The sequence below is a fragment of the Streptococcus thermophilus genome (genome assembly GCF_010120595.1).
Lineage (GTDB): Bacteria > Bacillota > Bacilli > Lactobacillales > Streptococcaceae > Streptococcus > Streptococcus thermophilus.
In genome coordinates, this window is record NZ_CP038020.1 from 1,637,627 (window position 1) to 1,662,008 (window position 24,382).

Consider the following 24,382-nt stretch of genomic DNA (forward strand, 5'->3'; position numbering starts at 1 on the left):
TCACGAGATTCTAGGTTTTACATAATCCCACAAACCGTTCAATAATACCTAAACCAATATCACCTGATTTTTCGGGATGGAATTGGGCACCATAAACATTGTCTTTATGGATCATGGTTGGAACCTCGATACTATAATCTGCAGTAACATCAATATATTGGATAGGTACATCCGTAAAATAACTGTGAACGAAGTAGACAGATTGGCCATCTAAACCATCTGTCAAAGGGCTAGCTTGCTTAACAGTCAAATCATTCCATCCTATATGTGGGACAGGCCGCTCCTTATTAGCAGGAATGGCACGGCAAACACCAGGAATAAAGCCAAGACCATCTGTTTCTTCATGCTCCAGTCCTTTTTCTGTTAAAATCTGCATACCTAAGCAAATTCCTAAAAGTGGAACTCCTTTTGCTACGGCCTCTTTGATTACAACTACCAAACCTCTTCGCTCCAACTCTGCCATGGCTGTTGGATAGGCACCTACACCAGGTAAAATCAAACCATCTGCAGCTAGAATTTTCTCTTTGTCAGCAGACAATTCTGCAGTCACACCGATTTTTTCAAGGGCACGCAGAACATTTGCGATATTCCCCGCATCGTAATCAATGACGATAATCATAGCATCCCCTTTGTCGAATTTACGCCGTGAATGTCAGGATTGACTGTAATGGCTTCACGCAAGGCACGACCTGTTGCCTTGAAAAGACTTTCTGACTTGTGGTGATTGTTTTTTCCGTGGAGAATCTTGAGATGAAGATTCATTTGAACATTAAAGGCTAAAGCTTGGAAAAACTCTTCAATCAATTCTGTGTCAAAATTACCCAATTTAGGATTATCAAAACTAGCATCAAAGACCAAGAAGCTACGTCCAGACAAATCTAAGCTTGCCATTCCGAGGGTTTCATCCATAGGTACGAAAGACGTTCCATAACGGTTGATACCTGCTTTATCACCCAAAGCCTCTTTAAGAGCTTGACCAAGTACGATACCGACATCTTCAACAGTGTGGTGACTATCAACCCAAAGGTCACCATCAGCCTTTACCACCAAAGACATACGACCGTGACGGGCAAACAAGGTCAACATATGGTCAAAAAATCCGACACCTGTTTGAATGTCTACTGGTTCTTGAGCATCCAAATTGAGACTTAACTTAATTTTGGTTTCAAAGGTATTACGTTCAATTTCTGCTTGTCTCATAACTGCTTCCTCTACTCTCTCAATTATTGTCATTTCTGACTTCAATAGCCTTGGCGTGGGCCTGCAAGCCTTCCGCATAAGCCAAGGTTGTAATATCGTGTTTTGCCTTATTGACTGCTGCCTTGTCGTATTGCGTATATTGGATACGTTTGACAAAATCATGTACACCTAAAGCTGATGAAAAGCGGCTGGTTGCTGTCGTTGGAAGAATGTGATTAGCACCGGCATAGTAGTCACCAATTGGTTCACTCGTAAAGTGACCAAGAAAGACGGAACCAGCATTTTCCACTTTTTCTAGATAATCATAGGCCTTGTCCATAGCAATTTCCAAATGCTCTGGCGCAACCGAGTTCATGAGCTCAAACATGGCATCTGTGTCCTTAGTGATAATAATACGGCCGTTATTTTCAATGGAAGGACGAGCAATCGCTTCTCGTGGTAAAAGCTTGAGTTGACGTTCAATCTCGCTTTCAACCGCATCGGCCAAGACTTCAGAATCTGTTACCAAAATGGCACGTGCTCGCTTGTCGTGCTCTGCTTGAGACAAAAGATCAGCTGCTACATAGCTTGGATTAGCGCTACTATCAGCAATAACACCGATTTCTGATGGTCCTGCAATCATATCAATACCGACAATGCCGTAAACTTGCTTCTTAGCAGTCGCCACGAAAATATTTCCGGGACCTGTAATCTTGTCAACCTTTGGAATCGTTTCTGTACCAAAAGCCAAGGCCGCAATTCCTTGAGCTCCACCGACTTGGTAAATGGTGTCCACACCAGCCAATTTTGCGGCTACTAGAATTGCAGGAACAAAGTGTTCTTGTGGCGGCGTAATCATAATAATCTCTTTAACCCCAGCAATTTTAGCAGGGATGACATTCATAAGAACTGATGACGGATAAGCCGCTGTTCCTCCAGGCACATAAACACCAACACGATTGATGGGACGAATCAATTGACCACGAATAACTCCCTCACTTGGTTGGTCCTCAAAACCAGCCTCCAACTGATGTTTGTGGTAAGATTCAATGTTTTCTTTAGCATTGACTAGGGCTTGATAAACCTCTGGATCAATTTCCTTAAAGGCTTTATCAATAAGATCTTGTCCAACTTCAATATCAGTCAAATCAACCTTATCGAACTTCGCTGAATAATCACGAAGGGCCTCGTCTCCACGTTCTTTAACGTCTTCGATAATAGCTTGAATCGTTCTTTCAACGTCTCTATTTTCTTTTGAAAGTTCCAATTGCTCCTGATAAAGAAGCTCAGCAATTTCTTTATTAGTTCCAGTTAATCGTTTCATTCGAACGGTACCTCCTCGTTTCCAACAAGTGATTCAATCTTACGAATGAATTGCAGGACTTCCTTATTATTTTTCAAAGAAGCCTTATTAACAATCATTCGTGCTGAAATCCGACAAATATCTTCATAAACTTTTAGGCCATTTGCAACAAGGGTATTCCCTGTTTCTACAATATCGACAATGGCATCCGCCAGACCAATAACGGGGGCAATCTCAACGCTCCCTTGAATCGAAATAATCTCGACATCCTCACCCTTTTGATTAAAATAATCAGTTGCAATGGTTGGATACTTGGTAGCAATACGTTTACGTTTATGGTCATTAGGATTATAGTCTTCTGTTGAAGCCACGCAGAATTTACAAAGGCCAAAATTAAGGTCTAACATTTCCAAATAGCCTGTCGGATGTTCAACCAGAACATCCTTCCCAACAATTCCAATATCTGCGACACCGTGTCTAACACAGGTTGTCACATCTGGAGCTTTAACCAAGAGAAAACGGAAACGGTTGTCAGGACTCTCGAAAATCAAATTACGTCCCTTATCAGCCATGAAAGACATATTAAAGCCAGCTTTTTCCAGCAATGTAACCGCATCTTTTTCAATACGCCCCTTGGTCAAGGCAATTGTGATTTGATTGCTAGTCATCCATGTCACCTCCAAATTCCACATCGTCATGTACTGCTTGATAAACTGAGTCGATATCAATAGCCCAACCAACCGCTGTTAACTCGGTAGCCCCAAAACGTTCAAATAGTTTATCGTAGCGGCCACCTGATACAAAAGCATCCGGTACCTTATCACCGAAGACCTTAAACATTATGCCCGTGTAGTAAGGCACTGCTGGTAATTGAGCCAAATCGAGCGTCGTCTCTGGGAGATTATCAGCTAGGCGACTGGTTAAGACTTCCAAACTATCCAAAGCTGTCAAAAAGGATTCATTGTCGGTTAACTGTCTCGCCTCGGTCAAGACAGCAGTTGTCTCACCAAAGAGGAATGGCAACTGCTCCAAAACCTTGTCATATTGACTTGGATTTTCTTTAGTGAACTCCTTGAGACCTGTGATTGATTTATCACGGATATAGGTGGCCAACTCTGCTTCTTTTACTGCTGGAAGGTTTAATTCTTCAAAAATGAGTTGCAGGAGCTGGGCATGTGAAAATTCAAACTTGTAATTTCTGACACCTGCCACATCCAAGGCCTCTTTAGCAGATATCACAGCTTCTTCCAATGCCTGATGAACTGGAAAACCAATGATTTCCACACCAGCCTGCGTATGCTCATTGGACAAGCCACGCATCTCTTCGTTGTAGTTAAAGACCTTTCCAGAGTAGGAAAATTTAATCGGTGTATGAACTTGTGTGGAAGCAATTACGCGCCCGATTTGACTGGTAATATCAGGACGTAGGCTAATAAGATCTCCATTTTTATCAAAGAAATTATAGTTACCATTGTCCACCACATCACTGAAGACTTCAAAATGCTCTAAGGTTGGTGTCTCAATACGAAGAAAACCCTTTGTCATCAACAAATCACAAATGCAATGCTCAATCTGATACATGGTACGGGCACGTTTGAAAAGTTTATCGTGCATTCCTAAGGCTAAGGTCGTTTTTTTCATGCTTGTAACTCCTGTATGGTCATTAATACACGCTCCATCTCATCCTGAGTTCCAATAGAAATGCGTAGTCTGTCAGAAATACGCTCCACTTTTGGAAAATAACGGACATAAATTTTCTTACTTTGGAGATAGGCAAACAATTGGCCTGCAGTCACTCCGTATGGCTTGACCAAAACAAAATTAGTTTTTGAAGGTAGGACATCAAAGCCAATCGCCTGCAATTCTTGGCTAAACCAGTCACGTGTTGCCATAATCTTAGCGCAAATGTCCTCATAATAGTCCCAAGATCTAACCGCTGCAGTCCCCAAGGCTTCAGCAATGCTATCCACATTATAGGGGTTGACTGAATTCTTAACGGCATTGATGACAGCCATTAGTTTTGGACTTCCTATGCCGTAACCGACACGCAGACCAGCAAGGGAGGCATCCTTAGAAAAGGTCCTGGTGATAAACACATTGTCATATTTTTCTAGGAGTGGTAAGGCCGTCCCCCCACCAAAGTTGATATAGGATTCGTCAATAATCACAACTACCGACTGGTTGGCCTTTACAATCTCCTCGACTTGATCTAAAGGTTTATAAATACCTGTTGGAGCGTTCGGATTAGTAAGGATAATTCCACCATTTTCGACCAAATAATCTTGAGTATCAATCTCAAATGAGGAGGTCAAAGGCACTTCTCTAAAGGGGATGCGATACAAATCTGCCCATACCTTGTAAAAACCATAAGTCAAATCTGGAAATATGATTTTTTCCTCACTGTTAAAGAAAGCTAGAAAAGCCATTGATAAGATGTCATCTGACCCATTTCCAATAATAAACTGATCGGCAGGCACACCCAATTGATCAGACAAAGCTTGACGCAAAGCCGTTTGATCCAAAGTCGAATACTTGCGTAACTGATGGGCATCAAAGGATGCTAAAGATTGATGAACTGCTGGACTTGGTCCATAAGCATTTTCATTAGTATTCAACTTAATGATATTTTTCTCAGCAGGCTGACTACCCGCTACATAGGGTTCAATCTTTCGTAATCCTTTGATTTCCATAGTTTATCCTTTCTCTTTGACTCTAACCAAGTGTACTTCTCGTTACAGACTCTAAAAAGTGTAACAAAAAACGTCCTCGCAAAAATAACTTTTGCAAGGACGTTGGCACGTGGTTCCACCTTAATTCGAACAGGGGTCACCCCCTCTTCCTCATGAAGTCACAAAGTTTCACTTGTAACTCCCAGTCTCTAACGGAACCACCCGTCGTACACTACTGTCATCCAGAGTTCGCATACGCTCTCAAGAATGTGTCGTCTTTGATCTCATGCGTTCTCAGCTTCCCGCATTCTCTGTAAAACGATCTGACTTTTTTCTCTCAACGATTTAATTTGAAATTATTCTACATGAAAATTTAAAACAATGCAAGCCTTTTTTTGTATATTTAATAAAAAAACACATAGTCTTTTTGAGATTTCCTAAGGAGATAATGGTCGTCAGGTGATATTTCCCTGTGGATAATTTCAGCAATGCATGCAGTTTCAGCTGCTTCCATCGCTAGAAAAAGTCTCCTTTTATTTATATTGCTGTCACAAAAATAAATCTCTGTTATTTTCATAAAAATCTCTTTAGTCTATTTCCTGATTCAAAATAATTTTTCCACTTATAAGGTGTATATTTATCCTAAATAAATTTTCAAAGCAAGGTAAAAAGCCTGAAGTATGTGTACTGACCCCATAAAGTTAGACAACTAATTTATCCAAAGGATTTAGTTCTGTATTGCACAGGACCAAGTCCTTTTAGTTTTACCTTAATGTGTTTGTTGTTGTAATAATCAATATAGTCTACAATAGCTTGTTCCAATTGCTCAAGTGAGTGAAACGTCTTCTCGTAACCATAAAACATCTCAGACTTAAGAATGCCAAAGAAGGATTCCATCATACCATTATCTGGACTATTTTTCCCCTTACGTGACATGGACGGTTGGATCCCCTTATCCTCTAAAAATTGATGTTAATACTGATGTTGGTATTACCAACCTTGATCACTAAGGTTATCTGCTTTCTTGCCAACTTCTCCTTGGTATGAAGAATATTTGTGTTTACGACGAATTTGGGAACTTAAACCAAAGAGCTTCATCAGACGTTGGACCTTCTTCTGGTTCACTACAAAACCACGATTCCTCAATTCAAGAGTTATTCGGCGATAGCCATAATTTCCTTTATACTCATAATAAATTTCTTGAATTTAGCCTTTAGTCTCTTCATCTTTGTCGTGCCCATCTAGTTGTTTCAACTGATAATAGTAAGTCGAGCGAGCAAAACGTGCAGTTTCAAGAAGTAAATCTAGTCGAAATCCTCCTGAAACCCTTTTCTCTAACTGTTTCTGCCTTTCTCGCTGTAAGGCTTCGTCCCTTTCCTCTAACTCTTTTAACTTTTTTAGGTAGGCCACCTCGGTACGTAAGCGTTCATTCTCCTCTTGGAGTCGCTCTAGTTCTGTCATTTCTTCCCAAGTTTTCTTACGTTTACGCCCCATTTTAGGTACTCTCCCTCCTCTTTTCTCAAGAAGAGTATACCCATTTTTCTTATATTGTGCTATCCAATTAGGCAACATTCCACCACTTGAAAGACAATAATCAAGACTTACACTTTTTTGTGAACGACCTTCAAGTAGCACTTTATCAATCATTTCTTGTTTTAATTCTGGTGAATCGTAACGATGCTTACCTTTCTTGATAATTTCTATTCCGTAACGTTCAATCAATCTCGTCATATATCTTAATCCAGAAGCACCCACACCAAATCGTTTTGAAAGTTGGTTGAAGGTTTGACCTTGCTTTCTCAATTCATATATTTGAACTTTATCTTCATAAGTTAATTTCATAATAAAAACACCCCAAAAGTTAGATTTTTCTATCTAACTTTTGGGGTGCAGTTCAATTACTCCAAGCTTTCATTTTTAAGCCAGTTTTGTAGATCTGATAAATCCTATTAGAAGACTCAAACAAAGTAGTCCAGCTTCCACATACCAATAGGGCATATCCACACTAGTTGTACGTCCTGAAACTTCAACAATGCCTTTAACTAAACAGGCACTTGATACAACCGCGATTGCTGAATTTAATAAGAATTTCGAGACACGATTTCTCACCCAAGACATTCCCAGTCCTGTTAGCAGATAAATCATAGCTCCAGCCAATGGTGCAAAGAACATCAGGCGCATAAACCTGGATGATTCACCATAAGAAAAGAGTTCATAGACAAAGGTAAAGACCAGGCTAAAAATAGTTAAACCAATATAGGTGGTGAAAAAGTGCTCGCTAGCAGATTTTTTAGTAACCGATGTAAACGATATCGCTCACCGCCCTTTCTGAGATTTTGTTTCCGTTTGTGGGTTGGCTTATTAATGACTTGACCATTAGAATACATGGTTGATGAGTCACCACCATTAAGGTTGTAACCAGTCATCACGCCATAAGATTTCATCAACTCTGCCATTTCATAAAGAGTCAATCCTGACGACTCACTGGTACGACCATCAGAGACAATGACAATGTAGTGTACACTTCCATCACTTTCTTCATTAACTACGATAGCTGTACGTGGATTGTCGGCCATGTCTTGACCAACCTCTTCATTTTCTGAGACAGCTACCTTACCATTTTCAACCAGGGTTGGACCGAAGGCAAAGGTATTCACCACACCTGAATCGACCAGTTTTTGAGCAGTTGTCTCACTATCGCTAAAGGTCTTGAAGCTACCGTCTGAGTAGACTGCAGGGGTCTTCATAGTCACTGTTTCGATCAGTATCACGATAGACTTGACCATTTTTAATCACACAGCCTGACTAGTTATCCCCATAATAGTCATCATTGATGGCAAAGATAGCATTATGTTGCTGGGCAATACTTGAAGTGACGTCAGTTATATTGGTACCATAGGTGTTTTGTCCAAAGCTGTTTTAAGGTAGTCCGCACTTGAAAGCTTGATATCAGCAACATAGTAAGTGGAATCACTAGCTTTGCCCGTCGTGATTTCAATTTCCATATTGTCATCTTTATAAGTCGTATCCGTCTTAGTGGCATCACCAGTGCTGGTAGATGCTGTCGACGAATTGCTTGAAATTAGCATAACAAGCAAATCTTAAAATCTTCTATAAATCCCATAACAGCGTCTTTCCTTTAAGTTTCCCTTAAGAAAAGACAGCCTCAACTGAAGCTGTCTGCTCTATATAATCATATCTTCTGTAATTTCGAATTCTCTCAAGAGCTCCTGAATCTTATCAAAGTTCAGACGAAAATGCTCCAATTTATGCCCATCAGAGCCAATAGAATACTTGCGACATCCCAAATCCTTGACAAGGGCCAAGACATAACGATAAAGACCTTCATGATGATAAAGGTAAATGCTCTTTGAATTCAGCTCAAAAGCCAAATCATTAGCAATCATTTTCTTAAAAATACGTTTAAGCTGATTCTCATAAGCTTTTAGCTCATCAACAGTCACATCAAAAAGACGGAAACCATAGTCAAAGTGGGCCAGAACATCTGCGTCCACACGACCAACAGCATACTCCAACTTATCCAGATATTCTTGAATAATGTTAGCCTTGTCCATATCAGCCACCTCATCATCGAGATAATCATTAACCCCATTATGGTGAACAGAAAGCAGTTTGAGATCATAGTCCTTACCATCCAAAAAGTCTAAAATATCGCTTTCTCTAGGCTGGTAATAGCCAATCTCGATGCCTCGTTTAATACGATTGCCATACTTGAGGTTGAGTTTTTCAACCTCATGACTATAAGACTCGTAATCTGGCACATCGTCCTGTTTCGTATAGGGATTAGAGAGATCGTAATGCTCAGTTGTTACAATCTCGCCATCAAAATGGGTTAAATAATCAGTAAAATTCGCATCCGAATCATAGGAATGATGGGTATGCAAATGGTTATCACGAATAAACATCATTACTCCTTATTTTTTAAATAGCTTCTCACCTGTTTGTGGGCTAGCCAGGTCAATCCCATCATGATTCCCTCGTACATTATAAAGAAAATCACAAAACATTGAAGGAAATACTCTTCTGGCAAAACATTAATAATCGGGTCAAGCATTGGATTAAAAAGCCAACTACTATCTCCAGGAAAGAGAGCCTCATGAAAGAGAATGAAGAACTGATCAAATCCTAGGAAAAATCCCACTACTCCAATAAGGATTGGTAAAACAGCTAGACTCAGATAAAGTCTACGATAGAGACCAAAAGTCCCCTTCTTCACATTTCGCCAAAGAAAGCTCACAGCTGGATAAGCCAGTAGGACAACAAGGATCTGAACCAGATGAAAGAGCCACTTGACATCATAAAAATGCTTAAGACCACTCTCCGACGACGGAAAATCAGGCATGGCCAAACGGCCCACCCAAGGAAAGGTCAGATACCGCATGAGGACATTGAAGTTATGCCAAAGATCACTTTTGCCGATAACGACATAGTTCAAAAGATGCATCCAGTCAACATCAAAATAATAGAAGCCCCATGCTAGGTAAATTGTGACCAGAATAGACAAGGCCAGGAGCCAAATAGGAGTCAACACTGCTTCAATATTAGTTCGCATCAAAATCCCACTCCGCTAGACTAGCAAGTACATGGTCTGGTTTTACTGGTAAATCCACAACTTCTTCCGCCTTGGTGAAACCAGTCGTCACAAGAAGTGTTGGAAAGTCATTTTTAATGCCAGCTGTAATATCAGTCAAGTAATTATCACCAACCACAATAGTTTGGCTACGTTCTGTTCCAAGGATTTCAAGAGCTTTGTTCATGATAATAGCTTTAGGCTTACCAATAATGATTGGTTTCACACGCGTCGCTGCCTCAATAAGGGCTAAGAGGGAACCAGCACCTGGAAGCAGACCTCGTTCTGTTGGGATATTCAAATCTGGGTTTGTCCCAATAAACATAGCCCCTTTATGGATAGCAAGGGTTGCTTTAACCAGCATTTCATAAGTGACATCACGGTCCAATCCCACTACCACATAATCAGGATTTTCCTCATCTACCGTATAACCCGCATCCGCAATAGCAGATTTAAGCCCAGTCTCACCAATAACATAAACTGTTTTACCACGATTCATATCATTCATGTAGTCAACTGTCGCCAGGGTTGCTGTATAAATAGTTTCAAGAGGCGTTTCCAACTCGCACTGATTACACAAAAGCTCTTGGACCATCTCTGGTGTACGCGTACTGTTATTAGTCACAAAAAGATAGGGAATCTGACGCTTCTGCAACTCCTTAACAAAGGCCTCCCCTTCAGGAATACGATCCTTTCCCTTATAAATGGTTCCATCTAAATCAATCAAATAACCTTTATATGTCATCTTACTCGTCTCCTATTTCTTTCCATTGAATAATGGCCTGGGCATGAACATTACCATCAACACAAATCTGGTGTTGACTGCTCAAACTGCCTTGGTCAAACTCATAGCCAGAATAAATTTTTGAGCCATGATGGATTTCTTTAACGTACTTGAGATCAATATGGGCTGGTGTGTACTCGGTCAAAAAGTCCAAATCGAAAACATCCAACATCCACTCTAAGTACTTACTATTATTAACGTGTCCATTCATGTCCAGGTCAAAATAGCGTACACGGTATAAGATCTCAAGCGGATTTTCCAAAGTCTTATAGTGAGGACCTCGAAGCAACTTTTTAATCTTATCTGCTCCATAAGGTGCTACCACCTCATCTGGCACCTCCGCTACCTTACGCGTTTCATAATCCATGAGGGCAAAGGTAGTCTTAAAGAGCATGATTTGCTGACCAGCCTCATCTGTGATATAAAAATTACGGTAACAGAAAATCTTATTATAGGAAATGGCTTCCGTTGTAATGGTTACTTTTTCATTGTAGCGAGGCAAACGGTCAATCTCAATAGCATAGTCTGTCACAATCCAAACAAGACCGTAATTATCAAAAACGTCCTTATCCGTATTACCCAGAGATTCTGACTGCATGCCAGAGACTTGCAGTGAAAAAGCCAATAAGTGTGGCAATTTCACATGATGTGTGATGTCCGTCTCATAAAACGGAATCTGATAAGGAATGCTAAATTTTAATCCCATCTAATCCTCCAAGATAAATTGCTCAGCGACACTATCCCCCAGAAAGAGTCCACGTTTCGTCATACGAACAACCTCTGGATCCTTGACCAAGAGACCATCTGCCTGTAGTTTTTCCACAATGTCTCCATAAGTATCCGCAAATGACATACCAAACTTCTCTTCAAACCGTTTGATAGACACACCCGACTTTTTACGTAAACCAAGGAAAAACTCCTCCTCCATCATCTCTACCTTAGTCAGATGTTCTTCATTGAGTCTAGCATGACCATCCTCAGCTATAGCCTTTAGGTAATGTTGGATCGGTCCTCGATTACGGTAACGAACACCATTCACATAACCAGAGGCCCCAGCACCCACTCCATAGTATTCATCATTATTCCAATACATGAGATTATGTCGGCTCTCCATCCCGGGTTTGGTAAAGTTAGAAATCTCGTAGTGCTCAAAACCATTTTTTTCCAACTCTTGGATAATATAGTCAAACATCTCTACTTCCAAGTCCTCAGTGGGTAGATTGAGCTTACCCCGACGCATCTTATTCATAAAGACCGTGTGATGTTCCAATATCAAACTGTAGAGACTTAGATGTGGAATATCCAGTTCCAGTGCCTTTCTCACATTTTCCTTGACTTGGTCCATAGTTTGACCAGGCAGAGCATAAATGAGGTCAATGGAAATATTATGGAAACCAGCAGACTTCAAGCTATCAATGCTTTCATAAATCTGTGCTTGATTGTGACTGCGACCAATTTGACGCAAGTGTTTGTCATCAAAAGTCTGAACCCCTAGAGATACCCGATTAACAGCAGATTTTTTTAGTACTTCAATTTTATCAACCGTCAAATCGCCAGGATTGGCCTCAATGGTAAACTCCTCCAGCTTTGATAAATCCAAGTTCTTCTGAAGATGACTTAAAAGGTAGTCCAATTGCTCAGCAGAAATAGCTGTGGGTGTCCCCCCACCAATATAAAGGGTACGAAGCTCCTTGATATCTGAAAGCTCCCACTCACGAATCAAAGCCCGTAGGTAGTCATCAACGGGCTGATTTTTAATAAATACCTTGGAAAAGTCACAATAATAACAAATTTGTGTGCAAAATGGGATGTGCACATAAGCTGATGTTGGTTTTGTTTGCATGTAACTATTCTACCATTTTTTTAGCAGAAATGAGACCTTGAAAAAGAAGAGTTTGACGCAAAAAAGAAGCCATCTCTCCAGATAGCTTCTTTACTTCATTTTGTTAATGAAAATGGAAAAGCATTGTAGTGGCTATAATCAAAGGTTGGTCCCAAATCAGAGATAACTTGAACTGGTGTGTATGTGATATTTTCAAGAATAAAACTAGGCTTAACTTGGAAACCAGATCCCCCTATTCCAGTAAGGCCAGAGAGTAATTGCCACCTTACTAAACGTAGAAATTACCAGAAATCTGTACAGCTTTTGCAGTTATAAAACTTTGACAATAGGGTTCGTAAGCGACATTAAAATTTTCCTTTGAAGTAATGTTTTCATCAGCATCAACTGTAAAACTAATATCTGTTGCTTGAGGACTCATACCAGTCCAGGTTCCAACCAAGGCTGATGGAACATGAGAGTCACTTTGGGTATCAGGTGTTACTTGGCCAGACTTATTTGACTCAGTAGTAGCACTACTACTTGTTCCTGATTGAGTATCAGTTACAGCTGTAGCTTGATTTCTTTTACTGAGCTAGATTCAGAATCACTTGCTAGGTCTTGGCCTTTTTAGCAGATTTCCTTTCAGTAGTTTTTGTCTTTGCTGATGACTTTACTACTTTAGAAGTTGAAGTTGTAGATGATGATGTAGTGCCTTTTTCTGACTTGAAGCCACATCCGATAAGAGCCCCAGAAAAAGCTACAGATAACAAAACAAGTGAACAAACATGGATAACTATACTTTTTATTTTCATAAACCTTTTTTCTGTATGTATATTATATTATAAAATTCAAGCGTTGTTTGTAATTGATACTGTCAATAATTATGTGTAAACACTCAAGTAGAGTTGAAGAATGTTAATCAAATAAGCTTTCAAGTGTGTCAGCACATTGGCCAAACCCTTTATGGATGCGTTGATTTTGCTTGAAATTATAATTTTCAAACAGGGTAACTAAATAACGTTCCAGAGCCTCCTCGTTAGGAAAAAGGACCTTCTTTTTCGTTTGACGTTTGATTTCTTTGTTAAGAGACTCAATGAGGTTTGTCGAATAAATGCTATGCCAAATCTGGTAGGGGAACTGATAAAAAGTTAAAAGATTATCCGTATTCTCCAGACTTTCCATGACTTTCCTATACTTTGGTTTCCATTCGGCGATAAAGTTCTCTAAAGCTTGCACTGCCATTTCTAAATTTTCAGCACGATAAATCGTTTTAAATTGCTCCAGAATAACCGCTCTATCTGCTCGTTTCACTTTACTAGCCAGATTTCGACTAATATGAATTAAGCAACGTTGTTGTTTAGCTAATGGGTAAGCCTGATTGATAATCTGTTCAAGCCCCTTGAAGCCATCGGTCACTACAAGAGAAACCTGTTGGATTCCTTGCTTTTGAAGCTTGTCTAACAGGGTGGACCAAGAAGCATTGTTTTCATTTGGGGCGATTTCATATCCAAGAACAGCCTTCTGTCCTTCTGGTGTAATGCCAAGTGCGATATGAATACATTCTTTACTAACGGTTCCAAGTCTTAAGGGGAGATAGGTTCCGTCAAGAAATAAAACAGAGTAATTGGCTTCTAAGCTTCGCTCATGAAAAGTAGCGACATTCTCCTGAGTTGCTTTTGAGATATTAGAAATTGTGGCAGGACTATAGTGATGACCATACATTCGCTCGATGATATCACTAATTTCTCGAGTCGTTACACCGGTTTGATAGAGTTTGATAACCATCTCTTCCAAGTGGTCATCTCGACGTCCATAAGCGGGAAGCAAAGCTGGACTAAAGTTCCCATTACGATCTCTAGGAATACTCAACTGAACAGTCCCATATTTGGTTTCGAATTTCCGTGCATAGCTTCCGTTACGACTATTCCCAGAATTATAGCCTAATTTATCGTAAGGTTCATACCCTAAAAAGGCTGATAACTCTGCTTGAAGCAGATCATTCATAGCTGTTTCAAGAGAAGTACGGAAAAATTCATCAATATCTTGCTTTTGGGCTAGGAAGTTAAGTAGTTCTGTGGTAAACTGAGTCATAGGAATAAATCTCTTTCTAGTAATGTTTTGCAACTCTACTATAACGGATTTATTCCTTTTTGTGTTTACACAACTTATTTTACACTACCTTGTAATTTTGTAACTTTTTGTAATGTTTTGTCTTTCTGTTATAAGTTAATAGGTCCTTTTAACCAAAAAAGCCTATCACTCCCACAGGAATGATAGACTCTTGACTATTATTTAAGTACTCCTTATCTTATCTGATATTAGCGAGTACCTTCTTTTTCAAGATAACCTGAATAGGGATGATCGTAGCATCTTCCGAGACAATAATGCGTTTACTACCATTCACAACTACAAAATAGTATAAACCTTTCTCGACGTGGTAGATATCGTTAACACTCTTAGCCTGATAACCGTGTGACTTAAGGGACTTCTGTATTTCAGCAAACTCTTTTTGTACCTTACTATTATCACCTCCGCCTGATTGATTCATCAGATATTCTTTTAAAGGTGTAAGAATTAAGATATTTATATCATCAGAATCTGTAGTCATTACTCCATTTTCAGAGATAGTAACTTCTCCTTTTGATTCATCTTCATAATTAAATGTCTTCCATTTTCCAACAAAAACTTTTGAAACCTCTTCCTTGTGAAAAAGACATTTCTTTTTGAAATTTTTGGTGTTGGAACCGTAGTAATCTAGGTCTGATAAGGTTAAATCTAGAACAAAGTTTGCCCCATCCTTCTGAATCAGATTATAGAAGCCAACCCCTTTCCGTCTTTACCAATACAACCTCTTTTGTCTGTAATTGGTATTTCTTGTCAAAATCAGCAATCGTTTTTAGTTTTGAATCACTGACGTCTTCTAAGCTTGTTTCAAACTTCTGTCTAACTTTCTGACCAATAGAGATTTCTTTGATTTCTTCTTCCCTATAGCCTACAACGAGTTTTGACTTCTTCCCATTTAAGTCATAAACCAAAGCAGTATTATTACTATTTACCCACAAACCACCCAAGTTTGTTCCTTTGGAAGAAAATAAAAATAATCCAAGACTTGTTGTTAGAACAAGAAGTAAAGCAATGGCAAGACCTATAAACGTCTTCTTTCTAAACTTTTTTCTGTTTAACAAAGACAAGCTGCTTTGCAGAGGGGTGATTGACCATTTGACCAGTCATTTGATTTGATAAAGGCATGGCTTCTTCAGTCATATTCTTACCGTTGTTGGTAAAATTAGCTTGTCTTCCTTCCATAACAAATTCACCATTTAAAAGGGCCTGCTGACACTCCTGAATAGTGGCTTACGATTATTAATCACTTCAAAATATTCAATCAATTCTTTTCTATTCAACATCTCTCCTAACAATTCTTAATAGAAAAATCTATCACTAGTTTATAAGTGATAGATTTTCCAATTATTTAAGTACTTCTTGTGTCTTAGCGTAGTTAACTTCAACAGCTTCTTTTTCAGCTTTCCACCAGTCTTGGTGATCTGTGTACCACTTAATTGTTTCTTCCAAACCTGATTCGAAGTTTGTGAATTGTGGTTCCCAACCAAGTTCTTCACGCAATTTTGTTGAATCAATAGCGTAACGCAAATCGTGACCAGCACGGTCTGTCACACGGTCGTAAGCATCTTTTGGTTGACCCATTTTTTCAAGGATGAGCTCAAGAACTTCCTTGTTGTTCTTTTCACCATCAGCACCAATCAAGTAAGTTTCACCGATACGCCCCTTAGTAAGGATGGCCCAAACACCGGTTGAGTGGTCATTAGTGTGAATCCAGTCACGGACGTTTCTACCATCACCATACAGTTTTGGTTTAATTCCTGACAAGATATTGGTAATTTGGCGTGGGATGAATTTTTCAATATGTTGGTATGGTCCATAGTTGTTTGAGCAGTTTGAGATTGTTGCTTTAACACCAAATGAACGAACCCATGCTTTAACAATAAGGTCTGAAGCAGCCTTAGTTGATGAGTAAGGTGATGATGGGTTATATTTTGTTTCTGCTGTGAATTTTTCTCCAGGACCTTCACCATGTCCAGGGAGATCTTCACGCAATGGAAGGTCACCATAGACTTCATCTGTTGATACATGGTGGAAACGAATATCGTATTTACGAGCAGCCTCCAAGAGTGTGTATGTACCAATGAAGTTAGTGTGGATAAATGGCGATGGGTCGTTCAATGAATTGTCATTGTGGCTTTCAGCCGCATAGTGAACGATGGCATCCGCTTTAGCAGCCAATTTGTCTACCAATTCAGCATCAGCAATATCACCAACAACTAATTCAACACGGTCACCAAGGATTTCTTCAATGTTGGCACGGTTACCAGCGTATGTGAGTTTGTCAAGGACAGTCACATGAACGTCCGGATGATTATTGTAGACATAGTGTACGAAGTTTGAACCAATGAAACCTGCACCACCAGTTACGACGATGTTTTTATATTCAGTCATTTTTTCTCCAAATAGTTTTTACTTTTGATTGTTCCTTAAATCAATTTTTTAGCTTTCCTTAGGTGATTACGGACGTAAACGAACTTCTGCGAAGTTCCATGACTAAATCAAGATATAAAGGGCGTCTGCGGATAAAGTCAAAATAGGAAGTTTAACGCTGAATCTTTCGATTCTAGGAGAACTTATCTTTTTGACACGATCCTCAGCCCATGTTCAATTAGTTTTGAGCCCTTTCGCCCTTTAATTTCCGGGCTCAGGCTAAAACAGTTCCCCAAACTGTTTTACTCTCAAAACTTCCGAACACCTGAAACAAAATAGTTCAGGTGCTTTTCTCACGGCGGGAAGCTAAGCATATAGCTCGATTCGCTCGTTTATAGCAAGGCTTAAAACTGTATAATAATTTTCTTGATTGTTTTAACAGCTATATTTTTACAAATCTTCTGATTTTAGTGGGTTGACGTCTTTGAGAAATGGGTGATTTTTATCTGCTTCTGAGACTTCTGCTTCCTCCAAGTTTTCCCACTTGATATCAAGGCTTGGGTCTGCGTAGTTGACAAAGGCATATTTTGGTTTGAGTTCAAGTGCCCAGTAGTCGTTCACAAGATAGCTGTATGCAACCTTATCTGACAAAACTTGGAAACCGTTAGCAACACCACGAGGAACAAAGATTCCTTTCGAGGCATCAATAACTGTTTGGTAAGTATTCCCAAAAGTTTCGCCTTCACGAAGGTCAACCCATGCTCCAAGAACCTTTCCTTCATCTGCTACTGAGATGTATTTATCCCAAGGCTCAGCGTGCAAACCACGCAAAACATTTTTACGTGAAAAAGAAACGTTGTTTTGCAATTTTCCTTCTGCAAAGAATGATTCTGGAAAACCAAGTGGCAACATTTTTTCTTTTTGGAAGTTTTCCTTAAACCAACCTCGGTTGTCTCCATGTACTGGAATATCAAATTCAAGCAAGCCTGGAATGGCTTCACTCTTACGTACAGCTAGTTCTTTTCCAAAAAATTGTTCAGTCATTATGCTTCTCCAATCAAACGGAGCAAATATTGTCCGTATTCATTCTTCTTAAACGGTTGTGACAATTCGAGGACCTTTTCTTTAGTTATGTAGCCCATACGATAGGCAATTTCCTCAAGGTTAGCCACTTGGACATTTTGCAAACGTTGAACCGTTTCAATGTATTGAGCAGCTTGCAGGAGGCTTTCGTGAGTGCCTGTATCCAACCAAGCAAAGCCACGCCCCATCAACTCAACAGAAAGATCTCCACGATCTAAGTAGGCCTTGTTAACATCAGTGATTTCAAGCTCTCCACGAGGGCTTGGTTTGATATTTTTAGCAATTTCCACGACATCATTATCATAAAAATAAAGGCCTGTTACAGCAAAGTTTGATTTTGGATGTTCTGGTTTTTCTTCGATTGAGATGGCATTCATATCATCATCAAACTCAACAACACCAAAACGTTCTGGGTCTTTAACTTGGTAGCCAAAGACTGTTGCGCCTTTTTCCTTAGCTTCAGCACGTTGAAGCATTGCAGAAAGACCATTGCCATGGAAAATGTTGTCCCCGAGTACAAGAGCAACACTGTCATCACCGATGAAGTCTTCGCCTATGATAAAGGCTTGAGCCAAGCCATCTGGACTTGGTTGTACAGCGTAGGAAAGGGAAATACCAAACTCTGAACCATCACCAAGGAGTTCTTCAAAACGTGGAAGGTCCTGTGATGTTGAAATGATGAGGATTTCCTTGATTCCAGCCAACATAAGCGTTGACAATGGGTAGTAAATCATTGGTTTATCGTAAATCGGCATCAGTTGTTTGGATGCAGCACGTGTCAGTGGATACAAACGTGTCCCTGAACCGCCTGCAAGAATAATACCTTTCATAGGAAGGCTCCTTTTTTTCCTTAATATATTACTATTATTTTAGCATTTTTTAGGCTCCTTGTCACGATAAATCCTATCCTCTTAAGCTTTCATTAAGAAAATCAAGGCTGTCCATTTTCTTAATCAAATGGAATAAGAATTTCGAATGAAATCCTTTTTTGCACTATTTCTATTAAAAATAGTGATTGTCATTCTTTTCTTAAATTTTAATATGTTGAGGGGCTTTACAACTATTGATCTTTTTTCTTAACGTACTGAGTCACTGGATAATCAGTACTGTCCAAGCTACCAGAGCGATTCATAACCAAATCAACTAGATTTTTTCCAATAAGTGGGCCAGTTGTAAGACCAGAGGAGCCTAGACCTGAAGCTACGAAGACGTTTTTAAGCTCTGGAACTTCTCCAAAGAAAGGAGAAAAGTCACTGGTATATGCTCTAGTTCCCACACGTTCAGAGAAGGACTTAGCAGTACTTAAGTCAGGAAAATAGATCTTAGCCTCCTCCTCCAGACCTTCTAAAACAACTTCATCAACCGTCAAATCAAAGCCTTTATCATTTTCGTGACTGGCCCCTACCGAGATCTTTCCACCCGCAAAAGGTATGATATCTAACTCACCCTCTGGCATCAGAACAGGTAACTTACCAGTATCTAAACCCTCAAAGAAATAATCTCGTAATTGACCCTTTTGGGGTCGAACACCCACTTCAAAACCAAGGGGTTCAAGCGTTTGACCTAGCCAGGCACCACAAGAAAGAATGACTTTATCAAAAGTTTGAGCATTAATCTCATAAGTCTCATTATCAAGAGAAGAGAGTGTAACTAGTCCCTCTAGCTTTTCAAAACCAGAGGCCTCAATCAAAGTAGCTGTCAGTTCTGCCCCCTCAACTCTGGCTCCACCAGAAGCATAGAGACAATGGTCAAATCCAGTGAATTTAGGGAGTTCATCGGCGTTTTTTATAGAGAGTTCACCAATAATAGGTGACTCTTCTAACCTAGTTTCAGCATACTGATACAAACCGTCCAATTTACCATCGTCTTTCTTGAGAAGGACCACACCAGACTGATCATAAAAACTCGTGTCATAACCATCATTTTCAAGATTTGAAGTTAACTCTTGGTAAAAATCAGCTCCCAAACGAGCCATGCGATACCAAGCTTTATTTCGGCGTTTAGAAAACCAGGGGCTGATAATCCCCGCAGCTGCCTTGGTTGCTTGTCCAGGACCATGGTCAAAAACAGTAACCTCTACGTCTTTTTCTTTTGATAAGTAATAGGCAGCCGTTGAACCGACAATACCTGCTCCAACAATTGCAATTTTCATCTCTAACTCCATCTATTTGAAAAGAGCTGAGACCTATACATACAGGAACAGCTCATCATTAATCATTTATCCCAAGGCCACATCCATAACCATCATGACTACAAAGCCAACCATAAGTCCCAAAGTTGCCATGTCAGTATTACCATTTGCCTGTGATTCAGGAATCAATTCCTCTGTTACCACAAAAATCATGGCACCTGCTGCAAAGGCCAAGGCATAAGGAATAATAGCCATCATCCACATAACAAGAGCAGCTCCCATGATAGCTCCGATAGGCTCCACGATAGCTGACATAGAACCCACATAGAAAGCCTTGATTCGAGATTTAGCATCTGCTCTAATAGGAATAGAAAGGGCTGCACCTTCAGGAACATTTTGCAAACCAATCCCGATAGCCAGACCAATAGCTCCCATAAGACCAGCGAGTGTCATATTACCACCTGCCAAGGCACCAAAGGTAACCCCGACTGCCAATCCTTCTGGAAAGTTATGAATGGTAATAGCCAAAAAAAGTAGGGCAGTTTTTGATAATTTTTTCTTACGAGGCTGAATTCCTTCCGCTTTTGAAATATCATTTTCCAAATGCAAGTGAGGGACGACAGCATCAATCAAACGAAGGGCAACACCACCAAGTAAGAATCCAGCTGCTGCGGGAAACCATGACAATTTACCATATCCATTTTGACTAGCATAAGCCAAAGAAGGAGCCAGTAGCGGACCAAAAAGAGGCTGCAATCATGACACCAACCGCAAAGCCCATCATGATGTCTTGCAATTTACGGCTAATATTCTTGAAGAAGAAAACTATGGCTGAGCCAACAATAGTACATCCCCAGGTAAAGAGACCGGCAAGAAAAGCTAAGAAAACAACATTTTGATGTAAAAACCAAGTCATAAACAAATCCACCTACAAATGATCAAAAGGATTTGTTGACGACTGACTTTCAAGTATCGTCACATGCCAATTATGCTCACGTTTCCAGACCTCAAGTTTCTCAGCAATCTTTGAGACAAAGAGGGCTTCGATATGGTGACCGGGGTCAATAGCCAAGAGGCCATTAGTAATCATCTCTTGACCCGTATGGTAATAAATATCTCCCGTGATAAAAACCTGTGCTCCCTTTTTCAGAGCATCCTTGTAAAATCCTTGACCACTACCACCGCAAATAGCCACACGGTTAACAAGAGGATTGTCATGATTATAACGAACCAGTCGAACACTATCTAAACCAAAAGCAGACTTGACTTTAAGAGCAAGATCTTCAATGGTCTGTGGCACAATATCACCCACTCGACCGATTCCTTGATTTTCAGCAGTCTCTGTTAAATAAGTGGTATCCTTAATGTCAAGTAACTCGCAGAACCAATCATTAAGACCTTCATCAACGACATCAATATTGGTATGACTGACATAGACAGCAATGTCGTGCTTAACTAGATCAAGCAAAATATCACGGTCCGGTGACGACACCAAATCCTTTACAGGACGGAAAATAGGTGCATGCTTAGCAATGATAAGGTCCACACCTTTTTCAATGACTTCAGCTACTGTATTCTCACGAACATCCAAAGTAACCATGACCTTCTGAATCTCCTTATCCAGACTGCCAATTTGTAAGCCAACCACATCACCTTCCATGGAAAGTTCCGGTGGACAAAAGCTTTCATAAGACTTGATAAGATCACTAGCTAACATGGTCCAAAACCTCCTTAATGGTTTGAATTTTTTCTTCAAGAATTGCACGGTCATCCTGATTGGCAAGGGGAATAGACCCCAAGGCAATCTCTAATTTATTAATTTCACGTTGCCATTTGAGCTGGAAAACCTGAGACTGCTCTTTCATAAGATGAGGGCCAAAGCGAATCTCCCTCTCTGAAAGGTTCATTTGACCAGCTTCTGCCACTATGATTTCGTAATATTTGCCATTTTCAGTCATAATGGCTTCTGCAACAATAGTAAAACCATTTTCCATCAACCAGATACGGAGATCATCTTCCCGATTATTTGGTTGCAAAATCAGACGGTCTACGTCCTTAAGTTTGTCCTTTCCAGCATCAAGAATATCCGCAATAAGACGTCCCCCCATACCACAAATCGTGATAGTTGTAACGGCATCATAAGGCTCAAAGGCAGCTAAGCCATTCGCCAAGCGCACGTCGATTTTATCATTGAAACCAGAAGCTGAGACATTTGCGAGAGCTGATTCATAAGGACCCTTTACCACTTCGCCAGCAATGGCTGAAGTAATCAAGCCCTTTTCAAGTAGATAAATTGGAAGATAGGCATGATCACTTCCTACATCCAAGAGTTTTGCGCCTTTAGGAACGTAGGTTGCTACGTCCTTGAGACGTTGAGATAATTGTACGTACATGTTTCATCTTTCTATTTTTTAAGTCTCTTCAATTATATCAAAAAAGGAGGTCGGTAAGAAACGCTTTTAACACATTTCCTAACAACTTCCTTTTTGTTTATACTTTTTCGTCCGTAAAGACGAAGAATTTTGAAATAATGTAGTTCAACACAATGATAAGGACCTGAGCAAATAGGCTCTCGATACCATTTACCCATGCCTGACTATGGCCAACAAATTGACCAATAATCTCTGGATAAGTATCTACCAAGAAATAGGCTAATGCCAAATCCAAGACCAAGGTCAAAAGGCGGGCTCCTACGAACTTAACAAAGCGCGTGGCCATACCTGCCGTTTCCTGATTAAAGACAAAGATGTCATTTGTAAAAAAGGCAAAGATAATGGCAATCGCATTGGCCAGGACAGCCGAGAGGGTCCCTTGTTTGGTCAACTGAAAAATCAAGGTACGACTAACCATGTAAACCAAAGTTGCCAAAACCCCAAAGAAGAGATATTTGAAAACTTCGGTAGCCATAAAGCCTCTGAGTTTAGCTAGCATACTTAGTCCAAACCAATTTCTGCACGAACAACATCGGCAATAGTATCGACATAGTAGTTCACTTCATCATCTGTTGGTGCTTCTGCCATAACACGAAGGAGAGGCTCTGTACCACTTGGACGAACCAAGATACGTCCATTACCAGCCATCTCAGCTTCCATTTTTTCAATGATAGCGGCAATTGCAGGAACGTCCATAGCTTTATCTTTCATGCTATTTTCCACACGGATATTAACCAATTTTTGAGGGTAAATGGTTACTTCTGCTGCCAATTCAGACAAGCTCTTACCTGTTTCAACCATTACTTTAGTCAATTGGATAGCTGTTAATTGACCATCACCAGTTGTATTGTAATCCATGATAATAACGTGACCAGACTGTTCGCCACCAAGATTATAACCGTTTTTACGCATTTCTTCAACAACGTAACGGTCACCAACAGCAGTCACAGCCTTGTTAATACCTTCACGGTCGAGAGCCTTGTGGAAACCAAGGTTTGACATAACTGTTGTAACAATGGTGTTTTTAGCTAACTCACCTTTTTGAGACAAGTATTTACCAATGATATACATCACCTTGTCACCATCGACAATATCGCCATTTTCATCAACGGCAATGAGACGGTCACTGTCACCATCAAAGGCAAGACCGATTGCTGAACCAGATTCTCTAACTAAGGCCTGCAATTGCTCTGGACGTGTAGAACCTACACCAGCATTGATGTTAAGGCCATCAGGTTGATCACCAATAACAGCGATTTCTGCATTCAAGTCAAGGAAAATGTTACGAGCAGATACCGCAGCCGCACCGTTAGCAGCATCCAAGGCAACCTTCATACCACTGAGGTCAAGACCAGTAGTCACCAAGAATTTTTCGTATTTACGAAGACCTTCTGGATAATCGACAAGCGTTCCAAGTCCTTCAGCTGATGGGCGTGGAAGAGTATCTTCTGCGGCATCTAGGAGAGCTTCAATTTCCGCTTCACGTGCATCATCTAATTTAAAGCCATCTCCACCAAAGAACTTGATTCCATTATCAAGTGCTGGATTGTGACTAGCTGAAATCATTACACCAGCACTAGCATTTTCTGTACGTACCAAGTATGATACACCTGGTGTCGCAAGTACCCCAAGTTTATAGACTTCGATACCTACTGAGAGAAGTCCCGCTACCAAAGCAGATTCTAACATCTCACCAGAAATACGTGTATCACGAGCCACAAAAACTTTAGGACGGCCAGTTTCATGTTGACTAAGCACATAACCACCAAAACGACCTAATTTAAAAGCCAATTCAGGCGTAAGCTCAACGTTTGCCTCTCCACGAACACCGTCTGTTCCAAAATATTTACCCATAAATTTACTATTAGTGCCTGTGCACTAAATCCTCCTTAAA

Annotated in this window: 25 protein-coding genes and 4 pseudogenes; all 29 read right to left on the reverse strand. The window is 40.1% G+C overall.

All coding sequences use genetic code 11. From position 1 onward, the window contains the following. Positions 1-10: 10 nt before the first annotated feature. Positions 11-619, reverse strand: coding sequence for an imidazole glycerol phosphate synthase subunit HisH (gene hisH, locus E3C75_RS08670; protein ID WP_014621710.1), 609 nt, complete (start codon positions 617-619; stop codon positions 11-13). Continuing rightward, positions 616-1,200, reverse strand: coding sequence for an imidazoleglycerol-phosphate dehydratase HisB (hisB, locus tag E3C75_RS08675; protein WP_014608422.1), 585 nt, complete (start codon positions 1,198-1,200; stop codon positions 616-618). The genes hisH and hisB overlap by 4 nt, the downstream gene beginning before the upstream one ends. Positions 1,201-1,219: 19 nt before the next feature. Then, the gene (hisD, locus tag E3C75_RS08680; protein ID WP_023909727.1) at positions 1,220-2,503 is read right to left on the reverse strand and encodes a histidinol dehydrogenase; all 1,284 of its coding nucleotides are present in this window, start codon (positions 2,501-2,503) and stop codon (positions 1,220-1,222) included. After that, entirely contained in the window at positions 2,500-3,150 is a 651-nt protein-coding gene (gene hisG, locus E3C75_RS08685; RefSeq protein ID WP_023909728.1) for an ATP phosphoribosyltransferase, read from the reverse strand. Before hisG ends, hisD begins: the two co-directional genes overlap by 4 nt. Next, positions 3,143-4,123 carry an ATP phosphoribosyltransferase regulatory subunit gene (locus E3C75_RS08690; protein WP_014608424.1) on the reverse strand — a complete coding sequence of 327 codons (981 nt, stop codon included), beginning with the start codon at positions 4,121-4,123 and terminating at the stop codon, positions 3,143-3,145. The genes hisG and E3C75_RS08690 overlap by 8 nt, the downstream gene beginning before the upstream one ends. Next, a complete protein-coding gene (gene hisC, locus E3C75_RS08695) occupies positions 4,120-5,172 on the reverse strand; it encodes a histidinol-phosphate transaminase (protein ID WP_084828882.1) in 1,053 nt (350 codons plus the stop codon). The genes E3C75_RS08690 and hisC overlap by 4 nt, the downstream gene beginning before the upstream one ends. Before the next feature lie 382 nt (positions 5,173-5,554). Then, entirely contained in the window at positions 5,555-5,728 is a 174-nt protein-coding gene (locus tag E3C75_RS08700; RefSeq protein ID WP_162173385.1) for a hypothetical protein, read from the reverse strand. 137 nt (positions 5,729-5,865) lie between these two features. After that, a pseudogene (locus tag E3C75_RS08705) lies at positions 5,866-6,993 on the reverse strand (IS3 family transposase). Positions 6,994-7,068: 75 nt separating this feature from the next. Continuing rightward, complete coding sequence (locus E3C75_RS12315) at positions 7,069-7,464, reverse strand: hypothetical protein (protein ID WP_084828883.1); 396 nt, start codon at positions 7,462-7,464, stop codon at positions 7,069-7,071. Beyond that, positions 7,442-8,240 (reverse strand): annotated as a pseudogene (locus E3C75_RS08715) (phosphodiester glycosidase family protein). The gene E3C75_RS12315 and the pseudogene E3C75_RS08715 overlap by 23 nt, the downstream one beginning before the upstream one ends. A 96-nt stretch (positions 8,241-8,336) precedes the next feature. Then, on the reverse strand, positions 8,337-9,071 hold the full coding sequence (locus E3C75_RS08720; protein WP_082245845.1) for a PHP domain-containing protein: 735 nt from the start codon (positions 9,069-9,071) through the stop codon (positions 8,337-8,339). 8 nt (positions 9,072-9,079) lie between these two features. Beyond that, complete coding sequence (locus E3C75_RS08725) at positions 9,080-9,724, reverse strand: TIGR01906 family membrane protein (protein WP_111679627.1); 645 nt, start codon at positions 9,722-9,724, stop codon at positions 9,080-9,082. Next, positions 9,714-10,487 (reverse strand): TIGR01457 family HAD-type hydrolase, encoded by a 774-nt coding sequence (locus tag E3C75_RS08730; protein ID WP_011681278.1) that lies wholly within the window; start codon positions 10,485-10,487, stop codon positions 9,714-9,716. Before E3C75_RS08730 ends, E3C75_RS08725 begins: the two co-directional genes overlap by 11 nt. Position 10,488: 1 nt before the next feature. Then, positions 10,489-11,232 carry an acyl-ACP thioesterase domain-containing protein gene (locus tag E3C75_RS08735; RefSeq protein ID WP_084828886.1) on the reverse strand — a complete coding sequence of 248 codons (744 nt, stop codon included), beginning with the start codon at positions 11,230-11,232 and terminating at the stop codon, positions 10,489-10,491. After that, the gene (gene hemW, locus E3C75_RS08740; RefSeq protein WP_100262685.1) at positions 11,233-12,369 is read right to left on the reverse strand and encodes a radical SAM family heme chaperone HemW; all 1,137 of its coding nucleotides are present in this window, start codon (positions 12,367-12,369) and stop codon (positions 11,233-11,235) included. A 95-nt stretch (positions 12,370-12,464) separates the two neighbouring features. Then, positions 12,465-13,160 (reverse strand): annotated as a pseudogene (locus E3C75_RS12320) (hypothetical protein). A gap of 103 nt (positions 13,161-13,263) precedes the next feature. Then, entirely contained in the window at positions 13,264-14,439 is a 1,176-nt protein-coding gene (locus E3C75_RS08750; RefSeq protein WP_111679628.1) for an IS256-like element IS1191 family transposase, read from the reverse strand. Positions 14,440-14,656: 217 nt separating this feature from the next. Beyond that, positions 14,657-14,956 (reverse strand): hypothetical protein, encoded by a 300-nt coding sequence (locus E3C75_RS08755; RefSeq protein WP_100262492.1) that lies wholly within the window; start codon positions 14,954-14,956, stop codon positions 14,657-14,659. Between the two features lie 202 nt (positions 14,957-15,158). Next, positions 15,159-15,533 carry a hypothetical protein gene (locus tag E3C75_RS08760; RefSeq protein ID WP_223899687.1) on the reverse strand — a complete coding sequence of 125 codons (375 nt, stop codon included), beginning with the start codon at positions 15,531-15,533 and terminating at the stop codon, positions 15,159-15,161. After that, a complete protein-coding gene (locus E3C75_RS11770; RefSeq protein WP_223899688.1) occupies positions 15,511-15,654 on the reverse strand; it encodes a hypothetical protein in 144 nt (47 codons plus the stop codon). Before E3C75_RS11770 ends, E3C75_RS08760 begins: the two co-directional genes overlap by 23 nt. Before the next feature lie 162 nt (positions 15,655-15,816). Then, on the reverse strand, positions 15,817-16,863 hold the full coding sequence (rfbB, locus tag E3C75_RS08770) for a dTDP-glucose 4,6-dehydratase (RefSeq protein ID WP_100273313.1): 1,047 nt from the start codon (positions 16,861-16,863) through the stop codon (positions 15,817-15,819). Positions 16,864-17,292: 429 nt separating this feature from the next. Continuing rightward, positions 17,293-17,886, reverse strand: a complete 594-nt coding sequence (locus tag E3C75_RS08775; RefSeq protein WP_084828891.1) for a dTDP-4-dehydrorhamnose 3,5-epimerase family protein — start codon at positions 17,884-17,886, stop codon at positions 17,293-17,295. After that, the gene (rfbA, locus tag E3C75_RS08780; protein ID WP_084828892.1) at positions 17,886-18,755 is read right to left on the reverse strand and encodes a glucose-1-phosphate thymidylyltransferase RfbA; all 870 of its coding nucleotides are present in this window, start codon (positions 18,753-18,755) and stop codon (positions 17,886-17,888) included. The genes E3C75_RS08775 and rfbA overlap by 1 nt, the downstream gene beginning before the upstream one ends. A 230-nt stretch (positions 18,756-18,985) precedes the next feature. Then, the gene (locus E3C75_RS08785; RefSeq protein ID WP_100273315.1) at positions 18,986-20,077 is read right to left on the reverse strand and encodes an NAD(P)/FAD-dependent oxidoreductase; all 1,092 of its coding nucleotides are present in this window, start codon (positions 20,075-20,077) and stop codon (positions 18,986-18,988) included. 66 nt (positions 20,078-20,143) lie between these two features. Further along, positions 20,144-20,972, reverse strand: a pseudogene (locus E3C75_RS08790) (ZIP family metal transporter). A gap of 12 nt (positions 20,973-20,984) precedes the next feature. Beyond that, positions 20,985-21,773 carry a Nif3-like dinuclear metal center hexameric protein gene (locus tag E3C75_RS08795; RefSeq protein WP_011226154.1) on the reverse strand — a complete coding sequence of 263 codons (789 nt, stop codon included), beginning with the start codon at positions 21,771-21,773 and terminating at the stop codon, positions 20,985-20,987. Beyond that, positions 21,763-22,449, reverse strand: a complete 687-nt coding sequence (locus E3C75_RS08800; RefSeq protein WP_084828894.1) for a tRNA (adenine(22)-N(1))-methyltransferase — start codon at positions 22,447-22,449, stop codon at positions 21,763-21,765. The genes E3C75_RS08795 and E3C75_RS08800 overlap by 11 nt, the downstream gene beginning before the upstream one ends. Before the next feature lie 97 nt (positions 22,450-22,546). Then, positions 22,547-22,987: a GtrA family protein gene (locus E3C75_RS08805; RefSeq protein ID WP_002951076.1), complete on the reverse strand. Its 441-nt coding sequence runs from the start codon at positions 22,985-22,987 to the stop codon at positions 22,547-22,549. Between the two features lie 2 nt (positions 22,988-22,989). Further along, complete coding sequence (gene glmM, locus E3C75_RS08810; RefSeq protein ID WP_084828895.1) at positions 22,990-24,342, reverse strand: phosphoglucosamine mutase; 1,353 nt, start codon at positions 24,340-24,342, stop codon at positions 22,990-22,992. Between the last annotated feature and the right edge of the window lie 40 nt (positions 24,343-24,382).